The organism is Bradyrhizobium sp. B025, from assembly GCF_042257955.1.
Lineage (GTDB): Bacteria > Pseudomonadota > Alphaproteobacteria > Rhizobiales > Xanthobacteraceae > Bradyrhizobium > Bradyrhizobium diazoefficiens.
The window spans coordinates 6,150,340-6,169,022 of the sequence record NZ_CP170150.1 but is presented as its reverse complement, the minus strand read 5'-3'; the positions used below and the strand labels follow the sequence as shown (position 1 = coordinate 6,169,022).

22 protein-coding genes and 2 pseudogenes are annotated in these 18,683 nt (G+C 60.6%); 10 read left to right on the top strand and 14 right to left on the bottom strand.

What is annotated here, in order from left to right; translation table 11 throughout:
• Positions 1 to 66: 66 nt before the first annotated feature.
• Complete coding sequence (locus ACE10W_RS29110; RefSeq protein WP_304564128.1) at positions 67 to 378, bottom strand: AlpA family transcriptional regulator; 312 nt, start codon at positions 376 to 378, stop codon at positions 67 to 69.
• 245 nt (positions 379 to 623) lie between these two features.
• Between ACE10W_RS29110 and ACE10W_RS29105 the strand changes: the two genes are divergently transcribed.
• The 6 genes from ACE10W_RS29105 to ACE10W_RS29080 all read left to right on the top strand — a co-directional run bounded on the left by ACE10W_RS29105 (position 624) and on the right by ACE10W_RS29080 (position 6,607).
• The gene (locus ACE10W_RS29105; protein WP_271551051.1) at positions 624 to 1,289 is read left to right on the top strand and encodes a hypothetical protein; all 666 of its coding nucleotides are present in this window, start codon (positions 624 to 626) and stop codon (positions 1,287 to 1,289) included.
• Positions 1,290 to 1,458: 169 nt separating this feature from the next.
• Entirely contained in the window at positions 1,459 to 1,752 is a 294-nt protein-coding gene (locus tag ACE10W_RS29100) for a hypothetical protein (RefSeq protein ID WP_271551050.1), read from the top strand.
• 12 nt (positions 1,753 to 1,764) lie between these two features.
• The gene (locus ACE10W_RS29095) at positions 1,765 to 4,959 is read left to right on the top strand and encodes a hypothetical protein (RefSeq protein WP_271551049.1); all 3,195 of its coding nucleotides are present in this window, start codon (positions 1,765 to 1,767) and stop codon (positions 4,957 to 4,959) included.
• Between the two features lie 446 nt (positions 4,960 to 5,405).
• On the top strand, positions 5,406 to 5,771 hold the full coding sequence (locus tag ACE10W_RS29090; RefSeq protein WP_271551047.1) for a hypothetical protein: 366 nt from the start codon (positions 5,406 to 5,408) through the stop codon (positions 5,769 to 5,771).
• Positions 5,772 to 5,916: 145 nt separating this feature from the next.
• On the top strand, positions 5,917 to 6,459 hold the full coding sequence (locus ACE10W_RS29085; protein ID WP_028171487.1) for a hypothetical protein: 543 nt from the start codon (positions 5,917 to 5,919) through the stop codon (positions 6,457 to 6,459).
• Positions 6,431 to 6,607, top strand: a complete 177-nt coding sequence (locus ACE10W_RS29080) for a hypothetical protein (RefSeq protein ID WP_156149846.1) — start codon at positions 6,431 to 6,433, stop codon at positions 6,605 to 6,607. The genes ACE10W_RS29085 and ACE10W_RS29080 overlap by 29 nt, the downstream gene beginning before the upstream one ends.
• 223 nt (positions 6,608 to 6,830) lie before the next feature.
• Here ACE10W_RS29080 and ACE10W_RS29075 read toward each other — a convergent pair.
• A pseudogene (locus tag ACE10W_RS29075) lies at positions 6,831 to 7,076 on the bottom strand (DNA polymerase/3'-5' exonuclease PolX); the annotation flags it as partial.
• A gap of 108 nt (positions 7,077 to 7,184) precedes the next feature.
• Here ACE10W_RS29075 and ACE10W_RS29070 point away from each other — a divergent pair.
• The 3 genes and pseudogenes from ACE10W_RS29070 to ACE10W_RS29060 all read left to right on the top strand — a co-directional run bounded on the left by ACE10W_RS29070 (position 7,185) and on the right by ACE10W_RS29060 (position 8,269).
• Positions 7,185 to 7,631, top strand: a complete 447-nt coding sequence (locus ACE10W_RS29070; protein WP_011087994.1) for a DUF4440 domain-containing protein — start codon at positions 7,185 to 7,187, stop codon at positions 7,629 to 7,631.
• An 11-nt stretch (positions 7,632 to 7,642) separates the two neighbouring features.
• A pseudogene (locus ACE10W_RS29065) lies at positions 7,643 to 7,837 on the top strand (hypothetical protein).
• A 15-nt stretch (positions 7,838 to 7,852) separates the two neighbouring features.
• A complete protein-coding gene (locus ACE10W_RS29060) occupies positions 7,853 to 8,269 on the top strand; it encodes a hypothetical protein (protein WP_011087993.1) in 417 nt (138 codons plus the stop codon).
• Positions 8,270 to 8,493: 224 nt separating this feature from the next.
• On the opposite strand, the gene ACE10W_RS29055 is transcribed toward ACE10W_RS29060, so the two are convergent.
• The 9 genes from ACE10W_RS29055 to groES all read right to left on the bottom strand — a co-directional run bounded on the left by ACE10W_RS29055 (position 8,494) and on the right by groES (position 16,460).
• The gene (locus ACE10W_RS29055; RefSeq protein WP_011087992.1) at positions 8,494 to 8,958 is read right to left on the bottom strand and encodes a hypothetical protein; all 465 of its coding nucleotides are present in this window, start codon (positions 8,956 to 8,958) and stop codon (positions 8,494 to 8,496) included.
• A gap of 63 nt (positions 8,959 to 9,021) precedes the next feature.
• Positions 9,022 to 10,137: a trypsin-like peptidase domain-containing protein gene (locus ACE10W_RS29050; protein WP_011087991.1), complete on the bottom strand. Its 1,116-nt coding sequence runs from the start codon at positions 10,135 to 10,137 to the stop codon at positions 9,022 to 9,024.
• Between the two features lie 72 nt (positions 10,138 to 10,209).
• Positions 10,210 to 10,710, bottom strand: a complete 501-nt coding sequence (locus ACE10W_RS29045; RefSeq protein WP_304564129.1) for an Hsp20/alpha crystallin family protein — start codon at positions 10,708 to 10,710, stop codon at positions 10,210 to 10,212.
• Between the two features lie 84 nt (positions 10,711 to 10,794).
• Entirely contained in the window at positions 10,795 to 11,256 is a 462-nt protein-coding gene (locus tag ACE10W_RS29040; protein ID WP_011087989.1) for an Hsp20 family protein, read from the bottom strand.
• Positions 11,257 to 11,781: 525 nt separating this feature from the next.
• Complete coding sequence (gene rpoH / locus ACE10W_RS29035) at positions 11,782 to 12,708, bottom strand: RNA polymerase sigma factor RpoH (RefSeq protein WP_011087987.1); 927 nt, start codon at positions 12,706 to 12,708, stop codon at positions 11,782 to 11,784.
• Positions 12,709 to 12,873: 165 nt separating this feature from the next.
• Positions 12,874 to 13,332 carry an Hsp20 family protein gene (locus tag ACE10W_RS29030; RefSeq protein WP_011087986.1) on the bottom strand — a complete coding sequence of 153 codons (459 nt, stop codon included), beginning with the start codon at positions 13,330 to 13,332 and terminating at the stop codon, positions 12,874 to 12,876.
• A gap of 592 nt (positions 13,333 to 13,924) precedes the next feature.
• Positions 13,925 to 14,272 carry a hypothetical protein gene (locus ACE10W_RS29025; protein WP_011087984.1) on the bottom strand — a complete coding sequence of 116 codons (348 nt, stop codon included), beginning with the start codon at positions 14,270 to 14,272 and terminating at the stop codon, positions 13,925 to 13,927.
• A gap of 202 nt (positions 14,273 to 14,474) precedes the next feature.
• Positions 14,475 to 16,097: a chaperonin GroEL gene (groL, locus tag ACE10W_RS29020; RefSeq protein WP_011087983.1), complete on the bottom strand. Its 1,623-nt coding sequence runs from the start codon at positions 16,095 to 16,097 to the stop codon at positions 14,475 to 14,477.
• 48 nt (positions 16,098 to 16,145) lie between these two features.
• On the bottom strand, positions 16,146 to 16,460 hold the full coding sequence (gene groES, locus ACE10W_RS29015) for a co-chaperone GroES (protein WP_028171493.1): 315 nt from the start codon (positions 16,458 to 16,460) through the stop codon (positions 16,146 to 16,148).
• A 273-nt stretch (positions 16,461 to 16,733) separates the two neighbouring features.
• Between groES and ACE10W_RS29010 the strand changes: the two genes are divergently transcribed.
• Positions 16,734 to 16,937, top strand: coding sequence for a hypothetical protein (locus ACE10W_RS29010; protein WP_011087980.1), 204 nt, complete (start codon positions 16,734 to 16,736; stop codon positions 16,935 to 16,937).
• 79 nt (positions 16,938 to 17,016) lie between these two features.
• Here the strand turns inward: ACE10W_RS29010 and ACE10W_RS29005 are convergent, their stop codons facing one another.
• From ACE10W_RS29005 to ACE10W_RS28995, 3 genes are read right to left on the bottom strand one after another with little or no spacing between them, the layout of a single operon-like run.
• Positions 17,017 to 17,340, bottom strand: coding sequence for a DUF2905 domain-containing protein (locus ACE10W_RS29005; protein WP_304564130.1), 324 nt, complete (start codon positions 17,338 to 17,340; stop codon positions 17,017 to 17,019).
• Between the two features lie 44 nt (positions 17,341 to 17,384).
• On the bottom strand, positions 17,385 to 18,101 hold the full coding sequence (locus ACE10W_RS29000) for an ETC complex I subunit (protein WP_011087978.1): 717 nt from the start codon (positions 18,099 to 18,101) through the stop codon (positions 17,385 to 17,387).
• A 53-nt stretch (positions 18,102 to 18,154) separates the two neighbouring features.
• Entirely contained in the window at positions 18,155 to 18,646 is a 492-nt protein-coding gene (locus ACE10W_RS28995; RefSeq protein ID WP_011087977.1) for an Hsp20/alpha crystallin family protein, read from the bottom strand.
• Between the last annotated feature and the right edge of the window lie 37 nt (positions 18,647 to 18,683).

Genomic DNA, 18,683 nt, shown 5'->3' with positions numbered 1-18,683 from the left:
GGCGAGCAGATCGTGCAGTTGGTGGTCGCTCAAGGCAGATCGCCGGCGAGCACTAGACGAGCACCCTCAACGCGTGTTCGGTGTGCCCGCAACGGCAGCAACCGCACGCGCACGCCGCCCCTTGCCCCGTGCCCGGTGCGGGTCGAATTCATCAACAGCGTTCTGCCACGCGATGATCTCGTCCTCAAACCAGACGCGCCGGTTCGGGCTGATATAGGTCGATTTGGGAAAGCGGCCGGATTTCTCCATGCGGTACAGGGTAGTGCGGCTCACCGGGATGATCCCCAGCACCTGAGTCTCGTTAAGCATGCGGCGAGGACGAGATTTAGCCGGTGCTACGTCCTCCGTTTCGGCTTCGCGTTGATTGGTTGCTATCATCACAATCTCAGGGTCGTTCCACCGGTGTCGCGCCCGCTACACCCGCCTCACCGAAGGTTTCGTGGGCCGGCGATCCCTCCCGGCGAGTAACGCTGTTGTAACGATATTTGCGCTTTAGCTGGGGAAGTCTCTCAACAAATGCGAAGTGCGAGCTTGTTCTGCGTATAGAATGACGCATTTCCTGCCAACGAAAACCGGCGGAGTGTTTTCGTGCTGCCGACTATCGTTCCAATCGGCGAGTCCGAATGACCAAGCACAGGCGACCGCTTATCAACGTAAATAACCGTGAGCAGCAGTTCGCGAAACTGCTAACGGCGATGGGTTTGAACGAGATGGGTCCCCTCGGTGAGTATGCACTGAAGGCCGCTCTTGAGCAGATCGCACTCGACTACCAACGCAGTGTTGCGGATCCGTCAAAACTACTGGTCCCGAAGCGGGTGCGCCAACTTCGCGCGGCCATAGCGAAGGTGCTCGCGCTTCATAAAGCTGCCGGGTCGGATACCTTGGACAACGAAATCGAGTTGGCGAGCTTGCAACTGCTCAACCCCAACGCCGATGCTAGTACGTTGCGGATGCTCATTGCCGACCACCGTCCTAAACACCGCATGGCTGTGGAGTTATCGGACTACATGCTGAATATCGACCACTGGCTCGCGTCCAATCAGAAGGGCTACAAAAAGCGCCAAGTGCGGAAACTGGTGGTCGAGCCTTTTTTAAAGCTGATGGCCGAGTACGAGATCACCACGAGTCGCAGAGAGCGGCCGCGCAAGCAGATATTCGATGCTTTGTTCGACTGGCTCGGGGTCGAACAGAATATCCGAGCATCCAACGCCAATATCAACACGATTGCCGCAGAACTCGCTGGCGCCGGCCCCAAGAAATCAAAAGCAAATCGGCGCCCCAAAACGTGACCGCCGCCTTTCCTGTAATTTAGCCAGACCAAGTCCCAGAGTGAATAACCCCAACGCGGCGCCGCGATGGGGTTTTCCCTAAAACTGGGTTTGCATCCCGGTCTTGGCTCGATTGCACAATGACGATGCCGTGCCGGTGCGACCCCGCAAGAGCGGAGGTCTCCACGCTATGAATTTCACCATCGTCCCGCGAGGTCCCAAACCCAAGTCGCCGATGCCGTTGCACCGGTACGTGTACCGCGCATGTCGCGACATTGAGCAGATCACGCGCACGGCGCTGACCTGCGCGCCGACCGACAGCTGGTCGCAGTACCTGCTCACGAACATCATCCGCGCGATGCGCAATGCGGCGGATGAGCTGGAGCGTGCTGTCGAGCTGCGCGTTGCTGAAGATCGCGCAGCTCATCAAGAAAAGCTCGCCGCGATCCGCGAACGCGAAACCGACGCGCGTTTGCACAAGTAGTCGTGCGCGACAATGAGCACTCCTGACATTGTTCCTCAGTCAGCTGACGAAGACATCAAGCAAAGCGACGTCGCCGGTCAGACCGACTTGGCGGGCGCACAACTGACCTTGATCACGAAAATGGACGAGCCGCCGCTGATGTCGAAGCGGCTGTCGTTGAACGACGACGGCTCGCTGAACAGCGACGGCTCGAAATGCTGGATGAGCAAGGGTATGGCTACGCGCGCATTCGCCGCCACCGCGGCTATGCTCGCGCGCATCATCGTCGCTTGTCGTCCCAATCAAGCGATTGCGCTCGGCTCGCTGGCGAAGAACATCGCCACCCCCGTCCACATCGTCACGAAAGACCGCATCAACCAGAGCCCCGGCAGCATTGCCCGGACCCGCGACTTCATCGACTATCGGTCGGGCGTGCCGTCTTGGGTCTTGATCGATTTTGATACCAAGGGCATGCCTTCGGAGGTCAAAGCCAAGATCGCTTCCAACGGCGGTATGTGGGAATGCCTGCTCATGGTCGCTCCGGATCTCGCGCTTGCCGCCCGCGTGAGCCGCGCCAGCACGAGCTCAGGGCTATCTCGTGGTGACACTGGTGATTTGATCCCCGGCTCGGATGGCGAGCATCACTACTTGCTCGTCGCTGACGGTGGCGACATCGAGCGCTTCCTGACCGATCTCCACGACCGATGCTGGCTGAATGGATACGGCTGGTACATAATCGGCCGCGCCGGCCAATTGCTCGAACGGAGCATCGTGGATCGCATGGTGGGCTTTGGCGAGCGCTTGTGCTTCGAGGGTACTCCCTTGCTCGTCCCGCCGCTGGTCCAGAACTCTTCGAAGCGAGAGCCTCGCGTCTTTGACGGCCAGGCGATTGACTCCAGCCGCGTCGTGCCGCCGCCGACCGAGTACGACCGGCACCGGATCAGCCTGGCCAAGGCTGACAGCAAGCGAGCTTTGAGCAAAGCCGCTGCCGAGGTCGCGAACAAGCACGACCAAGATCTCGCCAAGGCCATCTCAGCTCGGTCAGGCACGCCGATCGCTACCGCGTTGCGTTTGATCAAAGCGCGGCACCAGGGCGTGCTCTATCCCGACATTGAGTTGGAGTTCGATCGCCTTGGTAGCGTCACCGTCGGCGCCGTGCTGGCGACGCCGGAGCGTTACGTGAATGAAACGCTTGCCGATCCGCTGGAGGGCGTGTCGTACGGTCGCGGCAAAGCCATGGTGTTGGGAGGAGGCGAGGGCGATCTCGTGATCCACTCATTTGCGCATGGTCGTTCGCTCTATTACCTGCGTTACGATCTGGCATCAGCAAAGGCGATCGTCACCGCCGGACCCGCCGCCGGCATGGTAGATCACGCGATGGCGATTCTTGCTCAAGCCAGGCTCGAGCTGGACGAGCTCGACGACTTTGCTGCGTCGGTAGCAAAGGCGGCTGGCGCGAGCGTGCGTACAATCAAGGCGCGAATGAAGTGCGAACTCGCCGAACGAAAGAGCCAGGCGCGAGAAAGGTTTTTTGCGGAGGCGGCGACCGATGCCCGGATCGTTCGTCCGCTTCCGTACGCCAATGAGGAATTGCTGCCGACGGTCACCTTAATCGACGATGTTCTCGCAAAAGACGACAGCCCCGAGCCCCCGATGCGCAACGCAAACGGTGTTCCTGTTCGGATCGACGAAAAGGAGCCATGGGCTCTCCATCTTTTGACGTCCGGTTCGGCAAACGCGACCGCTCGCCCCGATGAGCTGATGAAGGCGCCGACCCAGCCGGTGATCACCGAGTTGACGGCGAGCAGCCTGCAGATGCTGATCGAGAAGTATCTCCGCTGGGAGAAGGTCTGCAAAGATGGACCTATCTATTTCGCGGCAACGCCATTGCCGTTCATCAAAGCGTTCTTTGACTATGCAGACAGCGAGATGCCCGTTGTTCGCGGGATCAATCAGGCGCCGCTCGTGACTGCAACCGGACGAGTGATCGACGGAAACGGCCTCGATCGGGCTCTCGGTGTTGTGCATCGCATCGATCCCGCCCTGCGTGCGTGCTTGCCCGCCGGCAAGCCGACGGACAACGAGGCTCGCGTGGCGCTGGAATTTCTGATGCGTGAATGGCTCGTTGATGTGGCTCTCGACGATGCCGGCAAATGCGTCGTCATCGTTCTCGCAATCACCCTTTTGCAGCGCGCGCTGCTCCCCGAGCGTCCGGCGTTCTTCGTCACGGCGGGCCAGCGCGGTGGCGGCAAGACGACGTTGATTCAAATGATTGTCGCGGCAATTCTCGGCCGACCTGCTGCTGCGGCGGCGTGGTCGGATAATGCGGAGGAGCGAAAAAAGGCGTTGTTCTCGTATCTGCGTCAAGCTGTCGGTGTGTTGATCTGGGATAACATCAGCCGTGGATCCACGATCAGCTGTCCCCATATTGAGGCCGCGCTCACTGCGCCCGAGATCTCGGATCGCGTCCTGGGCGTTTCCATGTTCGAGACTGTACCGGCGTCGACCATTCAGGTCTTCACCGGCAACTCGATCGCGCCTCGTGGCGACATGGCAAGCCGGTCGTTCATCCTGTCGTTGAACGTGGATCGGCCTGATCCGGAGAATCGTGTTTTCATGCACAGCGATCCTGTGGGCTGGACGCAGGCGAACCGCGCGCGTCTTCTTCGGGCGCTCTATTTGATTCTGGTTGCCGGCATTCAGAACCGACCGAGCGAGCAACAGGCGAAAACGCGCTTCAAGAGCTGGTGGAACCTGGCCGGATGGCCTGTTGAATACGCGGCGGCTTTGGTCGGCATTGACTTCGATTGCGGCAAGCTCCTCCTGGCCGGCGAGGCCCAGGACGAGGAAGCGAGCACGACGTCGCGCGTTCTGACCGCCCTTTGGATGCGGTTCGGTGAGGAGCAGTTCACCGCGCGGTCAGTGGCATCGCTTTTCTCGGATTACAATCTCGCGACCGACGAGGATGCCGCGGAGCTTGCGGACGGATTGGCGGAGTTGGCGCAGAAAGCGGTCGATAAGGCGACCGCGCAGGGTATCGGCAAGCTCTTCCAGAAGCATTTGACCGGCCGGCCAACGTGGATCGAAGGCCGCGTCGCGTTCCTGCGCCGCGTCCCTGGTCATCAGCAGAATCTATACCGGATCGAGATCCGCAGGGCGGCTGACGATCGGCCGTCGCCGGCGGTATCCGGCGATCGTGACGATGATCCTTTTTCGTCGTCGAACTGACGCGAGATGCCGCCACCAAGGGAAAGAGGGGAAAGAGGGGAAAGAGGGGAAAGAGGGGAAAGAGGGGAAAGTTTACAGCCTCGTCGCAGGAAAATGCGCGAATTTTGGGAGTGAGCTCTTACTGGTTTTCGAGAAAATTCTCGGAGCCGCGGGCTCTAACATTCCCCACATTCCCCTTTCCCAAGCGAGAACCGATTACGAACCGGTGCGTCGGGTTCCCCCGCTGTGCGCGGGCAGGGCGAGAGGACGCGTCACGCTCGGTTCGAGGTAGTCCCAGCTATTGGAGGCAGAATGAATATGGATGAATTTTTCGATAGGTTTTACATAGTGGTTGAAATGACGCCGGCCCCCGATTGTCGCTTTGTGGGATCATGGCTCCTGGCAAAAGCGGCGGCCTTAGTCTCTCAAATGCGGGCGAAGCACACGTTCGCGCGTCTCATTTCCACATGGCTACTGAACCGACCATCGAAGCCGCCGCTTTGGAGGTTGTAAGCGCATCGCGGCATGATCCTGTCTGGCCCTTCCATGCCACTAATCCGAACATCGCGTTGGCCATTGAAATCGGAGACTTGACCGGCAATTTCGGGACGGAGTTCGCGATCCTCGTTGAGTTCGGCTTCTTCATCCTCAAGAACGGCCGTTATCAGATGTCCGTCCCGGAATCGGTGACACCTCAGGTGGCGCTGGAAGCCGTGCGGAAAGTCGCTTCTACCGATGTGGAGCAGGCAGGGCCGGAGCCGACGTTGATCCTGCATACGATGCCCAAAGCCAGAGCTGAAGCAATGGCGCAGCAGTTGCGCGACGCTACCTAGCGAGGTCATAGCCAAGTGCCGTAGGCAGAAACCGCTGCATGGAAATTGTCTCAATCGGGTCCTTCCCAGGCCCGGGCACATGCGGGTCGCACTTGCGCGCACGATATTTGTACCGTATAGTACAAAATTAGGGGTCAGTAGGAAAATGGCGACGATAGCTCAGGCGGCAGCTCATATTTGCTGCTCGCGCTCACAGTTTGATTCTTACCTCGCCGAGGGCGTGATCACCCGGCAGCCTTCCGGGAAGTATGATCTCGATCAGGTCCGTCGAGAGGTTTTGGCGCATCTGCGGTCCGTCGCCGCCGGTCGCGGCGGTGCTGCCGGTAGCAGGCTAACCGAAGAGCGCACGCGCCTTGTGGCCGCGAAACGTCGCCGCGAGGAACGCCAGGACGCTTTCGAAGCAGGCCAACTTGTGCAGCTTGAATCCGTCTGCCGTTGTCTGGAGCAAAGTCTCGTCGGCATGCGCAATCGACTGCTCAACTTACCTGGCGAGACCGCCTATTTGCTCGCTATGCGTCGGCAGGAAGAATGTTTCAAGGTTGTGGATGATGCTGTTCGCGCAGCCCTCGAAGAAATTGCCGATCCGGCCTGGACTGCTGCGCGTATGACGGCTGCGGGCCTTGTGAGCCAGATCGACGAAACCCATAAAGGCGATCATGATGACAAAGAAGACCCGGACGTCGCTTGAAAGTGAGTCGCGCGTTGGCTTTCGTATTCATTCGAATGGCGAAGTGGAAATGCTGACCGAGGCCGAGACCCTCGCGCTCATCTTGCGAGCCTTCCGCGAGGGCATGCGGCGCGCCGGCTGGTCACGGCTGGCACCAACCTTTCACTGAAATGACTTGCCACAGTTTGCGGGTGAGTGGCGCTTGTGTTGGAGATTGGGTAGGCGAGGCTGGCGGCGGGCAAGGTACCGGTGCTGCGAACGCGCTGACGTGGACGTCGCCTTCTACGCATGGGCCACTAGCACGATGTGCGGAATTTTGCTGAAATCGTGACCGCGATCCGTGGCGACCGCAACCACATTTCCCTCCAGCGAGCCATCGTGCGCTGGCGACATTAGGCCGCCCGGGCGAGCGAGCGCCGCTTCTGGCGGAGGTAGCGCGTGATCTCCGGAAGCGTCATCGCGTTCAGGACACGGTCGGCGGGAATGCCGCCCTTCCGGGCCATCTCGACGCCCCAGTGCATGTGGTCGAGCTCCGGGATCGAGTGCGCGTCCGGATTGATGCTGAGCATGCAGCCGAAGTCGAGGGCGGCCTGGTGCCAGCGCCAATCCAGATCGAGGCGCCATGGGTGGGCGTTGATGCTGCACCGCAGCGGTCTCGACGATTGCCGACCATCCGTATTTGATGTCAAATTGATCCTTGTTCTGGGTCGAGCTTTTTTGATGTCTATTTTCAGGGAGGAATTGCGATGCTGCGGGCCTGCTTCTCATGCCTCTTCGTTGCGATCGTTTCGCTGTCAGCAATGGCCGCTGACGGTGATCCGAAGCAGAAGGTCGAAGCGATCGCTTCGGAATATGCTGCAAGCTTCAACAAGCAGGACGGTGCGGGAATTGCCGCCCTGTTCGCGGCGGGCGGGATCCACGTCAATCCGGCCGGTCCGCGTTCCGACATCGCGGAATTCTACCAAGGCGCGTTCAAGGCTGGGTTCGACCACGAGGAGATCACGGTCGACCAGGCATGGCCGCTGGGGTCGGACATGGCGCTTGCCATAGGGGCGTACCGCCTCGCAGGCAAAAATCAGAACGGCGCGCCCATCGAGACGGGAGGTATCTGGACGGCGACCTACGTGACCGAGGGCGGCAAGCTCAAGATTCGTTTGCTGTCGGCGATGCCCAAGCCGCCGCCTCCGAAGTAGGAGGTCGCCTAATGTTCGACGCGCCTACCACAGCACTCTTGCGTGCGGTCCTCGATGAAGTCTGCAAGAGCATCTCGGGGTGCGAGATCGGGATGCGCGCGCACCTCGCTTCGAAGATTTTGGAAGCCGCAACGAAGGGCGAAATCTCCACGAACGATTGAGGCGAGCCGGGCGCAAAGCCCTGGGCGCCAACCATATGGCGCTGAGCGCAGGGGGCGGGGATGAATTTTCAGGTCACGGTCCTGAAAATCCTGGTGAGCTATCCGGACGGCTTCGCCGTCATGGCCGACCTCAAGCGCGACATGGCGATTCTGGCGACCAGCGGACGTGACTGGGCCGAACGCACCAAGCGGCTGGCTGCGCGCGTGCCCGAGCTGGACATCTTCTCGCAAGGTCTCGTCGAGAGGCTCGACGGCGGCTGGCGTATCACCGAGAAAGGCCGCGCCGTTCTCGAGATCATGGAGGCGCGGCCGGTTGCCGTGCCGGCTACCGAGCAGCCTCCCATCCGGGCGACCGATGCCTCGACGCCTGCGGCGACACCGGCGGCATCCCCCGTCGCGACGGGCCGACGCAAGCGGGACCAGAAGCGGCGTCGACGCGATCTGGTCGCAGCGCGGGCAAGGGCCAAGGCTTCGTAATGGAGCCCATCTCAGGCCAGCGTAAGAAGGCGTCGTCCGTCACCGATTTGCCGTCAGCTTCCCGCAACGCCCTCCCGGGCGACGGCCTCCGCCTCGCCCAGATTGGCATGGCCGTTCGCGGCCCGCAGGAGCGCTTGGACAACGTATTTGCGGGTTTCTTGATCGACGCCGCGGGGAGCTTCCGGCAAATGGTCTCCAGCGCCTCAAACCGTAGGAGCAACAGCTTATTCCAGCTCAATTTGCGTTTGAACGGACCTGACGACCCGTTCGAAGGCAGCTTTAGCCAGCCGATCATCAGTGAGCCATTCCATTGTCCAATTCGGTCGACCCTCCAGTTCCCTGAACGTGGCGACTTCGTAAGCGCCTCCGGTGCGCGACAGTGACGCCCCGAGCGTTGGATGGTCACGCACCAGGGACCAAACCCTTGCTTCGATGTCGCGTCGGCTCGCCCTAACCGGATGCAGTTCGTATTTAGCCTGCAGGTCACTGGCAATCTGGTCGAGGCGCGCATAACAGGCCACGGATACCTTGTTGTCCTTTCCGGCGATCCCAAAGCCCCAATTTGCATCGGGGCGCGGCGTAGGACCAAATATGAAAAGATCCTCCAACTCGCCGCACTCTTCGTGCTTGCGAGCGGCCGCCAGCATCATCTGGCGCAGTTCTTCTTCACTCTTGCGATCCTTGACCACCTACATCTCCCCCGAGTACTCATGCCGTACTGCTTTGAAAACCCGTCGCCGCGCCATTCGTTATCATTGATCGGCCGTGCGTCTCACGGGCACAGCTTTTGCTGGACCCACCTCGACGCTCGCGCTGCGAGCAGCGCCATTGCGTTCGAACCGAAGCTCGACGCGGCTACCGACTGGGGTAAGGCCAATCAAATTGCGAAGCTGGGACGCGCTCCGGATCGGCGTGCCATCGACAGCCTTCACGATGTCGCCCTTTTGCAGCCCCGCTTGCTCCGCCGGCGAACCACTGGCAATCTCCGCGATCAGCGCCCCTTGATAGCTCTCCTTGGCCGCAAGATCGACTCCAAGATCGCGGATGGATATGCCGATCTGGCCGCGACGAACTTCGCCGTATTGAACAAGCTGCTCCATGACGCGGCGGGCCATGTTGATCGGCACAGCGAATCCGATTCCGACGTTACCCCCGCCCGGAGAAATGATCGCCGTATTGATCCCGACAAGTTGTCCCCTCAGGTTAATCAGGGCGCCGCCCGAATTTCCGGGATTAATGGATGCGTCGGTCTGGATGAAGTCCTCATACCCTTGCTTGCCAAGGCCGGTTCGGCCGAGGGCGCTGACAATTCCCGAAGTTACGGTCTGACCCAAGCCGAAGGGGTTCCCGATCGCGATCACGAAATCACCGACCTCGATCCGATCGCTGTCACCCAACGGGATGGCCTTGAGGTTACCTCTTAGTCCTTGCAGTTGAAGAACGGCAACGTCGGTTGCAGGGTCACGCCCAACCAATTTTGCGTCGAACTTTCGTCCGTCTTTGGTCGTGACTTGGGCCTTAGAGATCTGCGCAACGACGTGATTGGCGGTGAGTACATAGCCGCGTTCGGCGTCGACGATTACGCCCGAGCCGGTTGCCTGGACTTCCTTTTCAAGCTGCTTGGGAAGATCAAAAAACTCTCGAAAGACGGGATCGCGGTAGAGCGGATTGTCCTCCTTGACCCGGGCGTGCACCGAAATGTTGACGACCGAAGGGGTGGTTTCCCTTACCACAGGCGCAAGGGTCGGGATTTGGCCGCCCCTGATGTCCGGAACCTGTGCGAGCACGGGCGACCACGCGATAGAGGCGCAAAGGAGCAAGACTGCGGCGAACCGTCGATCCTTTATTACTGATGAGTTCTTCGACATGGTGAGTAAACGAGTTTTGTAGAGGGGGAATTCCAACGTCCCGACGATCGCACGCCCGGACGTTGGAAAGTGTCAGCCATTGCGATTGATCGCGATGCGGCGGACATTTTTGGCTTCGGCGGATTTCGGCACGGTTATGGTCAGGACGCCGTTCTTGAACGCGGCCGAAACTTTGTCCTCGTCGATGCCCTCCAGCGGGATACGCCGTTCGAATCGGCCGTAGTATCGTTCGCTGAAACGACGTGCCTTGGCTTCCGATTCGGATTTTTTCTCGCCGGAGATCGAAAGAACTCCATTCGCGATTTCGAGACTGACGTCCTTCTCCTCCAGGCCGGGCAGCTCAGCGGTGATGCGCACCTCCTTGTCCGTTTCATCGATGTCGATCTGGGGCCAGCCGAGCCCGCTCAGTCCCCGGCTCGATCCGAACGGCGCAAGATCAAAGCCGCGGAATACCTCGTCGAACATCCGGTTCATCTCGCGATGCAATGTAAGAAACGGATTCACATCGGCTCCGCGGTGAATGCCGACCTCTCGTCCGCCGTTATTCCACGGAATGAGGTCCTTGATACCCATGGTGTGTTCTCCTCAATTCAGGCGACTTCCGCCGCGAATCGCCGCGGAAGTCTGTTCTTCGCTGATGTGCGCGTTGCGTGGCGGTCAGGCCGCCTTGCCGTCGATCTGCCGGACGTTCGAAGCGGACGAACCGCTGATCGAAATCCGGCGCGGCTTCATGGCCTCGGGGATCTCGCGCACCAGTTCGATCTGCAGCAAGCCGTTGTCGAACGAGGCTCCCTTGACCTGGACATAGTCCGCCAGATTGAACTGCCGCTTAAAGGGCCGAGACGAAATTCCCTGGTACAGGAACTCGCGCTGCTGTTTTTCCGACTTCCGGCCTTCGACCGTCAACACGCTTTGTTCTGCGGTGATCGCGATTTCATCGGCCGAGAAGCCAGCCACCGCCAGCGAAATCTGGTAGCGGTCTTCGCTCAGTCGCTCGACGTTGCATGGGGGATAGTTATCCTCCGTGCCGGCCTGTTGCGCGGCGTCCACAAGATCGAACAGACGGTCAAAGCCGATGGTCGACCGCCAAAGGGGAGCGAAATCGTAGGTGGTCCTCATAGCCAAATCCTCCACTGAGCAAGATGGGTACGAGCAGGCGTCGGACACCTCCGGCGCCCGTCTCCGCCGGGCCCCCGAAGGGCGCCCGGACCGCTTGTCGCGGCACGCTAAAAATTAGAAAAAGCCGATTCGATTTCAAGTGGGCGATCAACGATTTTCAGCGACCGGGGAATCCGCCGATATGGTTTTGCTCGCGGTCGCCCGGATTCTCGCGAAGAGCGATCACTTTCCGGCTCACCAAGTCATAACTACCGCGTGTCTGGCTTTCGACGTCCGCGAATTGGAGAGGATACGGGATCCGCCTCTCATGCTGCGCCCGCAATCCCACCTGTTGTCAAGACAAGTCGGTGTTGGCGATGCCGGCTCCCTCCACCGTCAACGCCGGCGAGCCGCACAACCTGTCTCGAACATCGCGGCCTGCAAGGCGACAACGACTGCTCCAGTCGCTGCGGCTGTGTTTGCCATCACGAGAAGAATGACCAACGGAGTAAACATGGCGATCGGTCCAGTGATCTTTTTGCGGGCTTAGGCCCGCGCCACCCCCTGCTTCATTTCTTTCGCGCGGGAAGACGGCGGGCCATTGGCCTCATGTCGACTTGTCAGCATCGCAGCCTTTACCTTTTGAAACGCTCGCTCCTCGATCTGGCGAACCCGTTCGCGGGATACTCCATATTCCGCGGCAAGTTCTTCAAGGGTCGTCGACTCCTCGTTCAGCCAGCGCGCGGTGAAGATGTTGCGTTCGCGAGCGTTGAGGTTGGCGAGGGCGTTAGCGAGGGCCAGACGACGCTGCTTGGCCTCCTGCTCCTCGGCCAACGTGATTTCACAAGTCGGCGCGGGATCGACAAGCCAATCCAACGTTTGTCCGCCCTCATCCTCGTCGTGGATCGGTACATTCAAGGAAGCGTCTCCACGCAGGCGGCGGTCCATGGCGACAACGTCTCGTTCAGCCACCTTGAGACGCTCAGCAATTAGCCTGACCTGCTCCGGACGCAAATCGCCGTCCTGTAGCGCAGAGATCGCGCTTTTGGCCCTCCGCAGTTTGAAGAAAAGCTTTTTCTGGCTGGCGCTCGCGGCGATCTTGACCAGCGACCAGGACCGCAGGATGTACTCCTGGATGGAGGCCCTGATCCACCACATCGCATAGGTGGCAAGGCGAACGCCCCGATCCGGATCAAACCGCCTCACAGCCTGCATCAAGCCAATGTTTCCTTCCGAGACAATTTCCGCGATCGGGAGGCCGTAACCGCGATAGCGCATCGCTATCTTGGCGACGAGCCTGAGATGACTGGTCACCAGGTGGTACGCTGCGTCGCGATCCCGGTGCTCGCGCCAGCGCCTTGCGTAGGCGAGCTCCTGCTCGGGCGTGAGCAAGGGAAACTTACGGATCTCGACTAGATATTTCGACAGCCCAGCGTCGACAGACGGGGCAGGTAGAGCGGCATTGTTAAACATCTTGCAAACCCCATTAGAGCTAAGGAATTGGACTCGTTTCATCGGGCCTCAATCGACCGGCTCGATCTCGCTTGATCGAGGGGCACGCGCACGGACACGCCGGCACAGGTGCGGCGGCCGGTAAGCGGCTCGGCCTTGTGGTGAGCCCGTCGAACAACCAAGCCGTCAGGCCGCTTCGCGCTCGATCTGCTGGACGTCGGATGCGGCCAGATTGTCAATCGGGATCCGGCGAGGCTTCATGGCGTCCGGAATCTCGCGAACCAACTCGATCTGCAGCAGGCCGTTGTCGAACCGTGCTCCCTCGACCCGGACGTGGGCAGCCAGACCGAACTGCCGCTTGAAAGGTCGCGACGAGATGCCTCGATAGACGAAGTCCCGCCGTCCTTTTTCGCCCTTGCGACCTTCGATGGTGAGCACGCTCTGTTCGGCCGTCACGGTGATTTCATCGGGGGAGAAACCGGCCAAAGCCAGCGAAATCCGATACCGGTCGTCAGACAGGCGTTCTACATTGCAGGGTGGGTAGTTGGCTTCGCCGGCGGTGTGCCGGGCCGCGTCGACCAGATCGAACACGCGGTCGAAGCCGATAGTTGATCGCCACAGGGGGCTGATGTTGTAAGTCCTCATAGCCAAATCCTCCAAGGAGCAAGATGGGTACGAGCAGGCGTCGGACACCTCCGGCGCCCGTCTCCGCCGGGCCCCTAGGGCGCCCGGACCGCTTGTCGCGGCGAGCAGAAAACTAGCAAATCGCCTTTCGGTTTCAAGTAGAGAGCGGAGAATTTTTGTCCGAAAACTAACCCAATGTTACCGAGCCACGGAGCACGTCTTCAAAATTAGGCAAAGCCATCGAGGGGTCTTCAGGGGCCTTACCAGACGCCCCTGCGTCGGTAAGCGATGCGGCAATATCGTACTGAGTTCGATCGTCAGGCGTGTAAACGCTGCAATTCCGCTTCGGCCAGTTCGACCAACCGGGTGAGCCTTTGGCGATGTTCTGCAGCGAGATCCTGTGCTTTGAGAAGTCGCCGCAATGCTCGATTGCTCTGCGTTGGCCCTCAACCACGAAGGATCGGACCCTGGCGGCCCGCTCAAATACGAGCGTCTCAGGCGGAAACCGGACGCTGGTCAGTACGTCCGACATGATCGAATAGCGAGGGGGGAGCCGGCCGGGGGATGCGATCAGCGCAATCGGTCGAGATCGCATCCCGGTGAGTGAATGAAACTAGCCGATCGCTGGTCTCTCCCTATTGCGGTCTTCCGGCATAAGCTTGATTCCCGATGGGTCCAGGATCGGTGAAAGGAGCATGTCGACCTTCAACGTGTTCACGCCGGCGCCCCACGTCAACCAGGGCATCGAATCCAGATACGGGATCGGCGGCAGCGCGATCGTCCCGAAAACCTGCCCCGACTCCGGCTTGCTGCGCGGGCCATCCACCCCCCAAGCCGCCAGCGACGGCAGGACCAGGACCGCTGTCATCGAGGCCGTGAGAATCCCGCGGACCACGCGCTGTCCGAAGGCTTGTTTGCGGTTCTCCGCATGAGCGGAGACAATGGCTTGATCTCTGATCATCTCATCCTCCAATCGGTCGAAAACTGATCCAGGCGATCGTGAGAAGGCTGAGGGCGAACATGAGCCAATGCATTACAGTCGCCCCGCTCTTGCGCGATCGAGATTGCATGCGTGTGCTCATCTGGGTCTCCTTGTGCTTTGCGTTCCTTTCTCTTTTGGTTAGTGGTTGAGCCCGGCCGGTGGCGGCCGGGCTCGATCTTGACTAGAAGTCCATCGGCGGCGCTGCGGGCGCCGGCTCGGACTTCTTCGGCTTCTCGGCGATCAGCGCTTCCGTCGTGATCAGCAGCGCGGCGACGGAAGCCGCATCCTGCAACGCGGTGCGAACGACCTTGGCGGGATCGATCACGCCTGCCTTCGCCAGGTCCTGGTATTCGCCGCTGGCGGCATTGAAGCCCCAATTGTAGCTGGAGTTCTCCAGCAGCTTACCGACCACCAGCGAGCCGTCTTCGCCGGCGTTCTGCACAATCTGCCGCGCCGGCACCTGGATCGCGCGGCGCACGATGTCGACGCCGGCCTTCTGGTCGGCATTCACGGTCTTGATGGCATCGAGCGCCTTCAGGCCGCGCAGCAGCGCGACGCCGCCGCCGGGCAGGATGCCTTCCTCGACTGCCGCCCTGGTCGCGTGCATCGCGTCATCGACGCGATCCTTGCGTTCCTTGACCTCGACTTCGGTCGCGCCACCAACGCGGATCACCGCGACGCCGCCGGCGAGCTTCGCAAGCCGCTCCTGCAACTTCTCGCGATCGTAGTCGGAGGTAGTCTCCTCGATCTGCATCTTGATCTGGGTGACGCGGGCCTCGATGTCCTTCTTGGACCCCGCACCGTTGACGATGGTCGTGTTCTCCTTGTCGATGACGACCTTCTTGGCGCGGCCGAGCATCTTGAGCGTGACGTTCTCGAGCTTGATGCCGAGATCCTCCGAGATCGCCTGGCCACCCGTCAGGATCGCGATGTCCTCCAGCATGGCCTTGCGGCGATCGCCGAAGCCGGGCGCCTTCACGGCCGCGACCTTCAACCCGCCGCGCAGCCGGTTGACGACGAGGGTCGCGAGCGCTTCACCTTCGACATCCTCGGCAACGACGAGCAGCGGCTTGCCGGACTGCACGACGGCTTCGAGCAGCGGCAGCATGGACTGCAGGGTCGACAGCTTCTTCTCATGGATGAGGATGTAGGGGTCTTCGAACTCGACCCGCATCTTCTCGGCATTGGTGACGAAGTAGGGTGACGCATAGCCGCGATCGAACTGCATGCCTTCGACCACCTCGAGCTCGGTATCGAGGCTCTTGGCCTCCTCGACGGTGATGACCCCGTCGTTACCGACCTTCTGCATGGCGTCGGCGAGAAAGCGGCCGATCTCAATATCGCCATTGGCCGAGATGGTCGCGATCTGGGCGATCTCCTCGTTGGTGGTGACTTTTTTGGCGTGCGCCTTCAAATCATTGACGATGGCTTCTACGGCCAGATCGATGCCGCGCTTGAGGTCCATCGGGTTCATGCCGGCGGCGACGGATTTCGCGCCTTCCTTGACGATGGCCTGGGCCAGTACGGTCGCGGTGGTCGTCCCGTCGCCTGCGAGGTCACTCGTCTTGGAGGCGACCTCCCGCACCATCTGCGCGCCCATGTTCTCGAACTTGTCCTCCAGTTCGATCTCCTTGGCGACGGTCACGCCATCCTTGGTGATGCGCGGCGCACCGAAGGATTTCTCGATCACGACATTCCGCCCCTTGGGGCCGAGCGTGACCTTGACCGCATTCGCCAGCGTATCCACTCCCCGCAACACCCGGTCACGGGCGTCTGTGGAGAATTTCACTTCCTTGGCAGCCATGTTCGTTGCTCCTCTCTCCTCGATGACTGTCGGCTTCGCAAGTTGTGCTCAGGCGGCCTTCTTGACCGAGCCGGTCTTGTCGACCACGCCCAGAAGATCGCTCTCCTTCATGATCAAGTAGTCCTGGCCGTCGATCTTCACTTCAGTACCCGACCATTTGCCGAACAAAACGCGGTCTCCCGGCTTGACATCGATCGGGATCAACTGGCCTTGCTCGTTTCTGCCACCGGAGCCCGCGGCGATGATCTCGCCTTCCTGCGGCTTCTCCTTTGCGGTGTCGGGAATGATGATGCCGCCGGCGGTCTTTTCCTCGGCATCAATGCGGCGCACAAGCACGCGGTCGTGCAGCGGGCGGAAATGCATACACATCCTCCATGTCAGTTCAGCGATGTCCAAAAACCGGGTCCGGGCAACCGGCCCCCGGGCGAAAACGACCTAGGATCCGAAAAACGGCCGTTCAAGAGGTCTTTTAAAAATTTTTGTCACTCCGGCCGTCTGACTGCCAACCGCGGTCTTGAACGGCGGATTTGGCTCGACCAGTTAATTGGAAAGAGATCTTCCATTCATCGCCCTCGCTCCGGAGCTGACTGCGGATTGAGGCGTCAGCGAATGTAGAACCCGCCAAGAACGACGAACATGGACGACTATCGCGACGTGGTGACTGCTGGTCTGGCGGTGCTGTGCGCAGGTCTCATGTTGGTCGCCGGCCTCCTGTACATTCTGGGTTCGTCCGACGGGTCAAAACCGGCGGAGATTGAGCCGCCAAGCCCGCAAGTCGCTGCATCGAGTCCTTTGGAGATGGCGCCGGCGAAGCACCATTCGATCGCCAATTTCAGATGAAGGCAAACTGAGGCGCGGTGCCAGAAGCACCGGCGAGGTGCACGCATGGCCAGACCAAGCTCCGCTTGGGCTGCGCTCTTCAGCGGTTCAGGACCCAATAGACCAGGCTGAGCACTGCGCTCAAAAGCAAACATGTCATCAAAGGGAAATAGAACGTCATACTCTCCCGTTCGATCACGACGTCGCCGGGCAACCGACTCAGACCGATCCGGCTGAGATAAGGCCACAGCAGGCCGGCCATTAGACTTACAATGCCGAGAGTAATCAGAAAGCGCGCCATTGTTGCCGATCCTGCGGCTTGAAGATCAAAGGCCAATTTCAGATGCCTGGGTCGTCGTCGCTTCTTTTCCTGCTTTCGCTTAGCCTTCAACACGTCCGCTTGAGTGCGATAGGCCTTTGCCAAGTTAGGCGCCCCGCCGTGAGCGGGCCGACCACCTGCGCTCGAAGTCAGCTTGCCTTTCTGTCGACATGCTCGAAGGATGCTTCCGTAATCTGCGGCTCCTCGAGATCGAGTAGCGCGTCGATCACCTCCTGGAGATGGGAAGGCGTCGCCAGCAAGTTGCCTTTCGAGTGCTCCGTCTCAATCTGAGAGGCATGAAGAGCCCAGCGCCGCAGGATGTCGCGCTTTCGCGTTGGCGACAGATTGCTGTCCAGCAGCACCTGGTGCGGATCCGCGTAGCTCTCGGCAGGTTCAGCCCCAGGCCCGAACCCGTGGCGGATCACCTCCCGCCCAAGGGTCCGCTCAATCCATTCCAGCCGCCGGCGGCGCTGCTGGCTGGCGGCTGGGCCCTCAACGTCGGGATTGTCCGAAATCAGGCGCGGCTTCGCCCCCTGCGCCGGCAAGCCCTCCACTGAGTATTGCAGACCTTGGCGGCGCGCATATGCGATGGCGGCTTCGGCGGACGGGAACGAAAGTTCGACCTGCGAGAGGGGATCGTCGTCGCCGGTCCAACCCATCAGGGGTTCGATGTACGGGGCCGAGCGGCGCTCGAAACGCAGCGTCCAGCGCTGGGCGCGCGCACGTCCCGAAGTCATCGGCGAGGGGGTAGGCTTGTAGATCACGGCCTGCGCATCCGCCGGAAATACCGACTTCGTCACCACCGGCTCCGGGACGGGCCGGCGCGCCGTAAAGTCCGAATGTGCCGATAAAGGCGTGACGTTCATGAACGCCTCCTTCGAGCCGGGCGGGCGGGAGCTGGGCTCCCGTCCGCTTCGTCTTACTTTCCGTTGATTGCGATCCTTTTCACCTTCCGCTGTTCCGTAGGCGACTTCGGCAGCGTGACGGTGAGGATCCCGTCCTTGAAGGACGCGGCGACTTTATCCTGGTCGACGTCGTCGACGGGAATGCGCCGCTCGAAACGTCCGTAGTAGCGCTCGCTGAAGCGACGCTCCTTGTCTTTCGTTTCGCTCTTCTTCTCGCCGCTGATCGTCAGCACGCCGTCGGCAAGTTCGACCTCGACGTCTTTCTGTTCGATGCCGGGAAGCTCGGCGATAACTTTCACTTCCTTGTCGGTCTCGTTGAACTCGACGCTCGGCCACCCCATTGTCGCCGGCGGGGCGAACTGGCCGATATCGACGCCGCGAAACACGTCGTCGAACAGCCGATTCATCTCGCGATGCAGCGAGAGAAACGGGTTGTCTACCTCGGTGCGTCGCGCAGGCAGATTGCGGGAGCCGTTGTTCCACGGAATGAGTTCGCGTAGTGCCATTGTGGTCCTCCTTTCTTGGGTTTGGTCGTCAATGGGC

Coding starts and splice junctions, on each gene's coding strand:
- ACE10W_RS29110 (WP_304564128.1), bottom strand. CDS start 378: ATGATAGCAACCAATCAACGCGAAGCCGAAACGGAGGACGTAGCACCG.
- ACE10W_RS29105 (WP_271551051.1), top strand. CDS start 624: ATGACCAAGCACAGGCGACCGCTTATCAACGTAAATAACCGTGAGCAG.
- ACE10W_RS29100 (WP_271551050.1), top strand. CDS start 1,459: ATGAATTTCACCATCGTCCCGCGAGGTCCCAAACCCAAGTCGCCGATG.
- ACE10W_RS29095 (WP_271551049.1), top strand. CDS start 1,765: ATGAGCACTCCTGACATTGTTCCTCAGTCAGCTGACGAAGACATCAAG.
- ACE10W_RS29090 (WP_271551047.1), top strand. CDS start 5,406: ATGGCTACTGAACCGACCATCGAAGCCGCCGCTTTGGAGGTTGTAAGC.
- ACE10W_RS29085 (WP_028171487.1), top strand. CDS start 5,917: ATGGCGACGATAGCTCAGGCGGCAGCTCATATTTGCTGCTCGCGCTCA.
- ACE10W_RS29080 (WP_156149846.1), top strand. CDS start 6,431: ATGACAAAGAAGACCCGGACGTCGCTTGAAAGTGAGTCGCGCGTTGGC.
- ACE10W_RS29070 (WP_011087994.1), top strand. CDS start 7,185: ATGCTGCGGGCCTGCTTCTCATGCCTCTTCGTTGCGATCGTTTCGCTG.
- ACE10W_RS29060 (WP_011087993.1), top strand. CDS start 7,853: ATGAATTTTCAGGTCACGGTCCTGAAAATCCTGGTGAGCTATCCGGAC.
- ACE10W_RS29050 (WP_011087991.1), bottom strand. CDS start 10,137: ATGTCGAAGAACTCATCAGTAATAAAGGATCGACGGTTCGCCGCAGTC.
- ACE10W_RS29045 (WP_304564129.1), bottom strand. CDS start 10,710: ATGGGTATCAAGGACCTCATTCCGTGGAATAACGGCGGACGAGAGGTC.
- ACE10W_RS29040 (WP_011087989.1), bottom strand. CDS start 11,256: ATGAGGACCACCTACGATTTCGCTCCCCTTTGGCGGTCGACCATCGGC.
- rpoH (WP_011087987.1), bottom strand. CDS start 12,708: ATGTTTAACAATGCCGCTCTACCTGCCCCGTCTGTCGACGCTGGGCTG.
- ACE10W_RS29030 (WP_011087986.1), bottom strand. CDS start 13,332: ATGAGGACTTACAACATCAGCCCCCTGTGGCGATCAACTATCGGCTTC.
- ACE10W_RS29025 (WP_011087984.1), bottom strand. CDS start 14,272: ATGATCAGAGATCAAGCCATTGTCTCCGCTCATGCGGAGAACCGCAAA.
- groL (WP_011087983.1), bottom strand. CDS start 16,097: ATGGCTGCCAAGGAAGTGAAATTCTCCACAGACGCCCGTGACCGGGTG.
- groES (WP_028171493.1), bottom strand. CDS start 16,460: ATGCATTTCCGCCCGCTGCACGACCGCGTGCTTGTGCGCCGCATTGAT.
- ACE10W_RS29010 (WP_011087980.1), top strand. CDS start 16,734: ATGGACGACTATCGCGACGTGGTGACTGCTGGTCTGGCGGTGCTGTGC.
- ACE10W_RS29000 (WP_011087978.1), bottom strand. CDS start 18,101: ATGAACGTCACGCCTTTATCGGCACATTCGGACTTTACGGCGCGCCGG.
- ACE10W_RS28995 (WP_011087977.1), bottom strand. CDS start 18,646: ATGGCACTACGCGAACTCATTCCGTGGAACAACGGCTCCCGCAATCTG.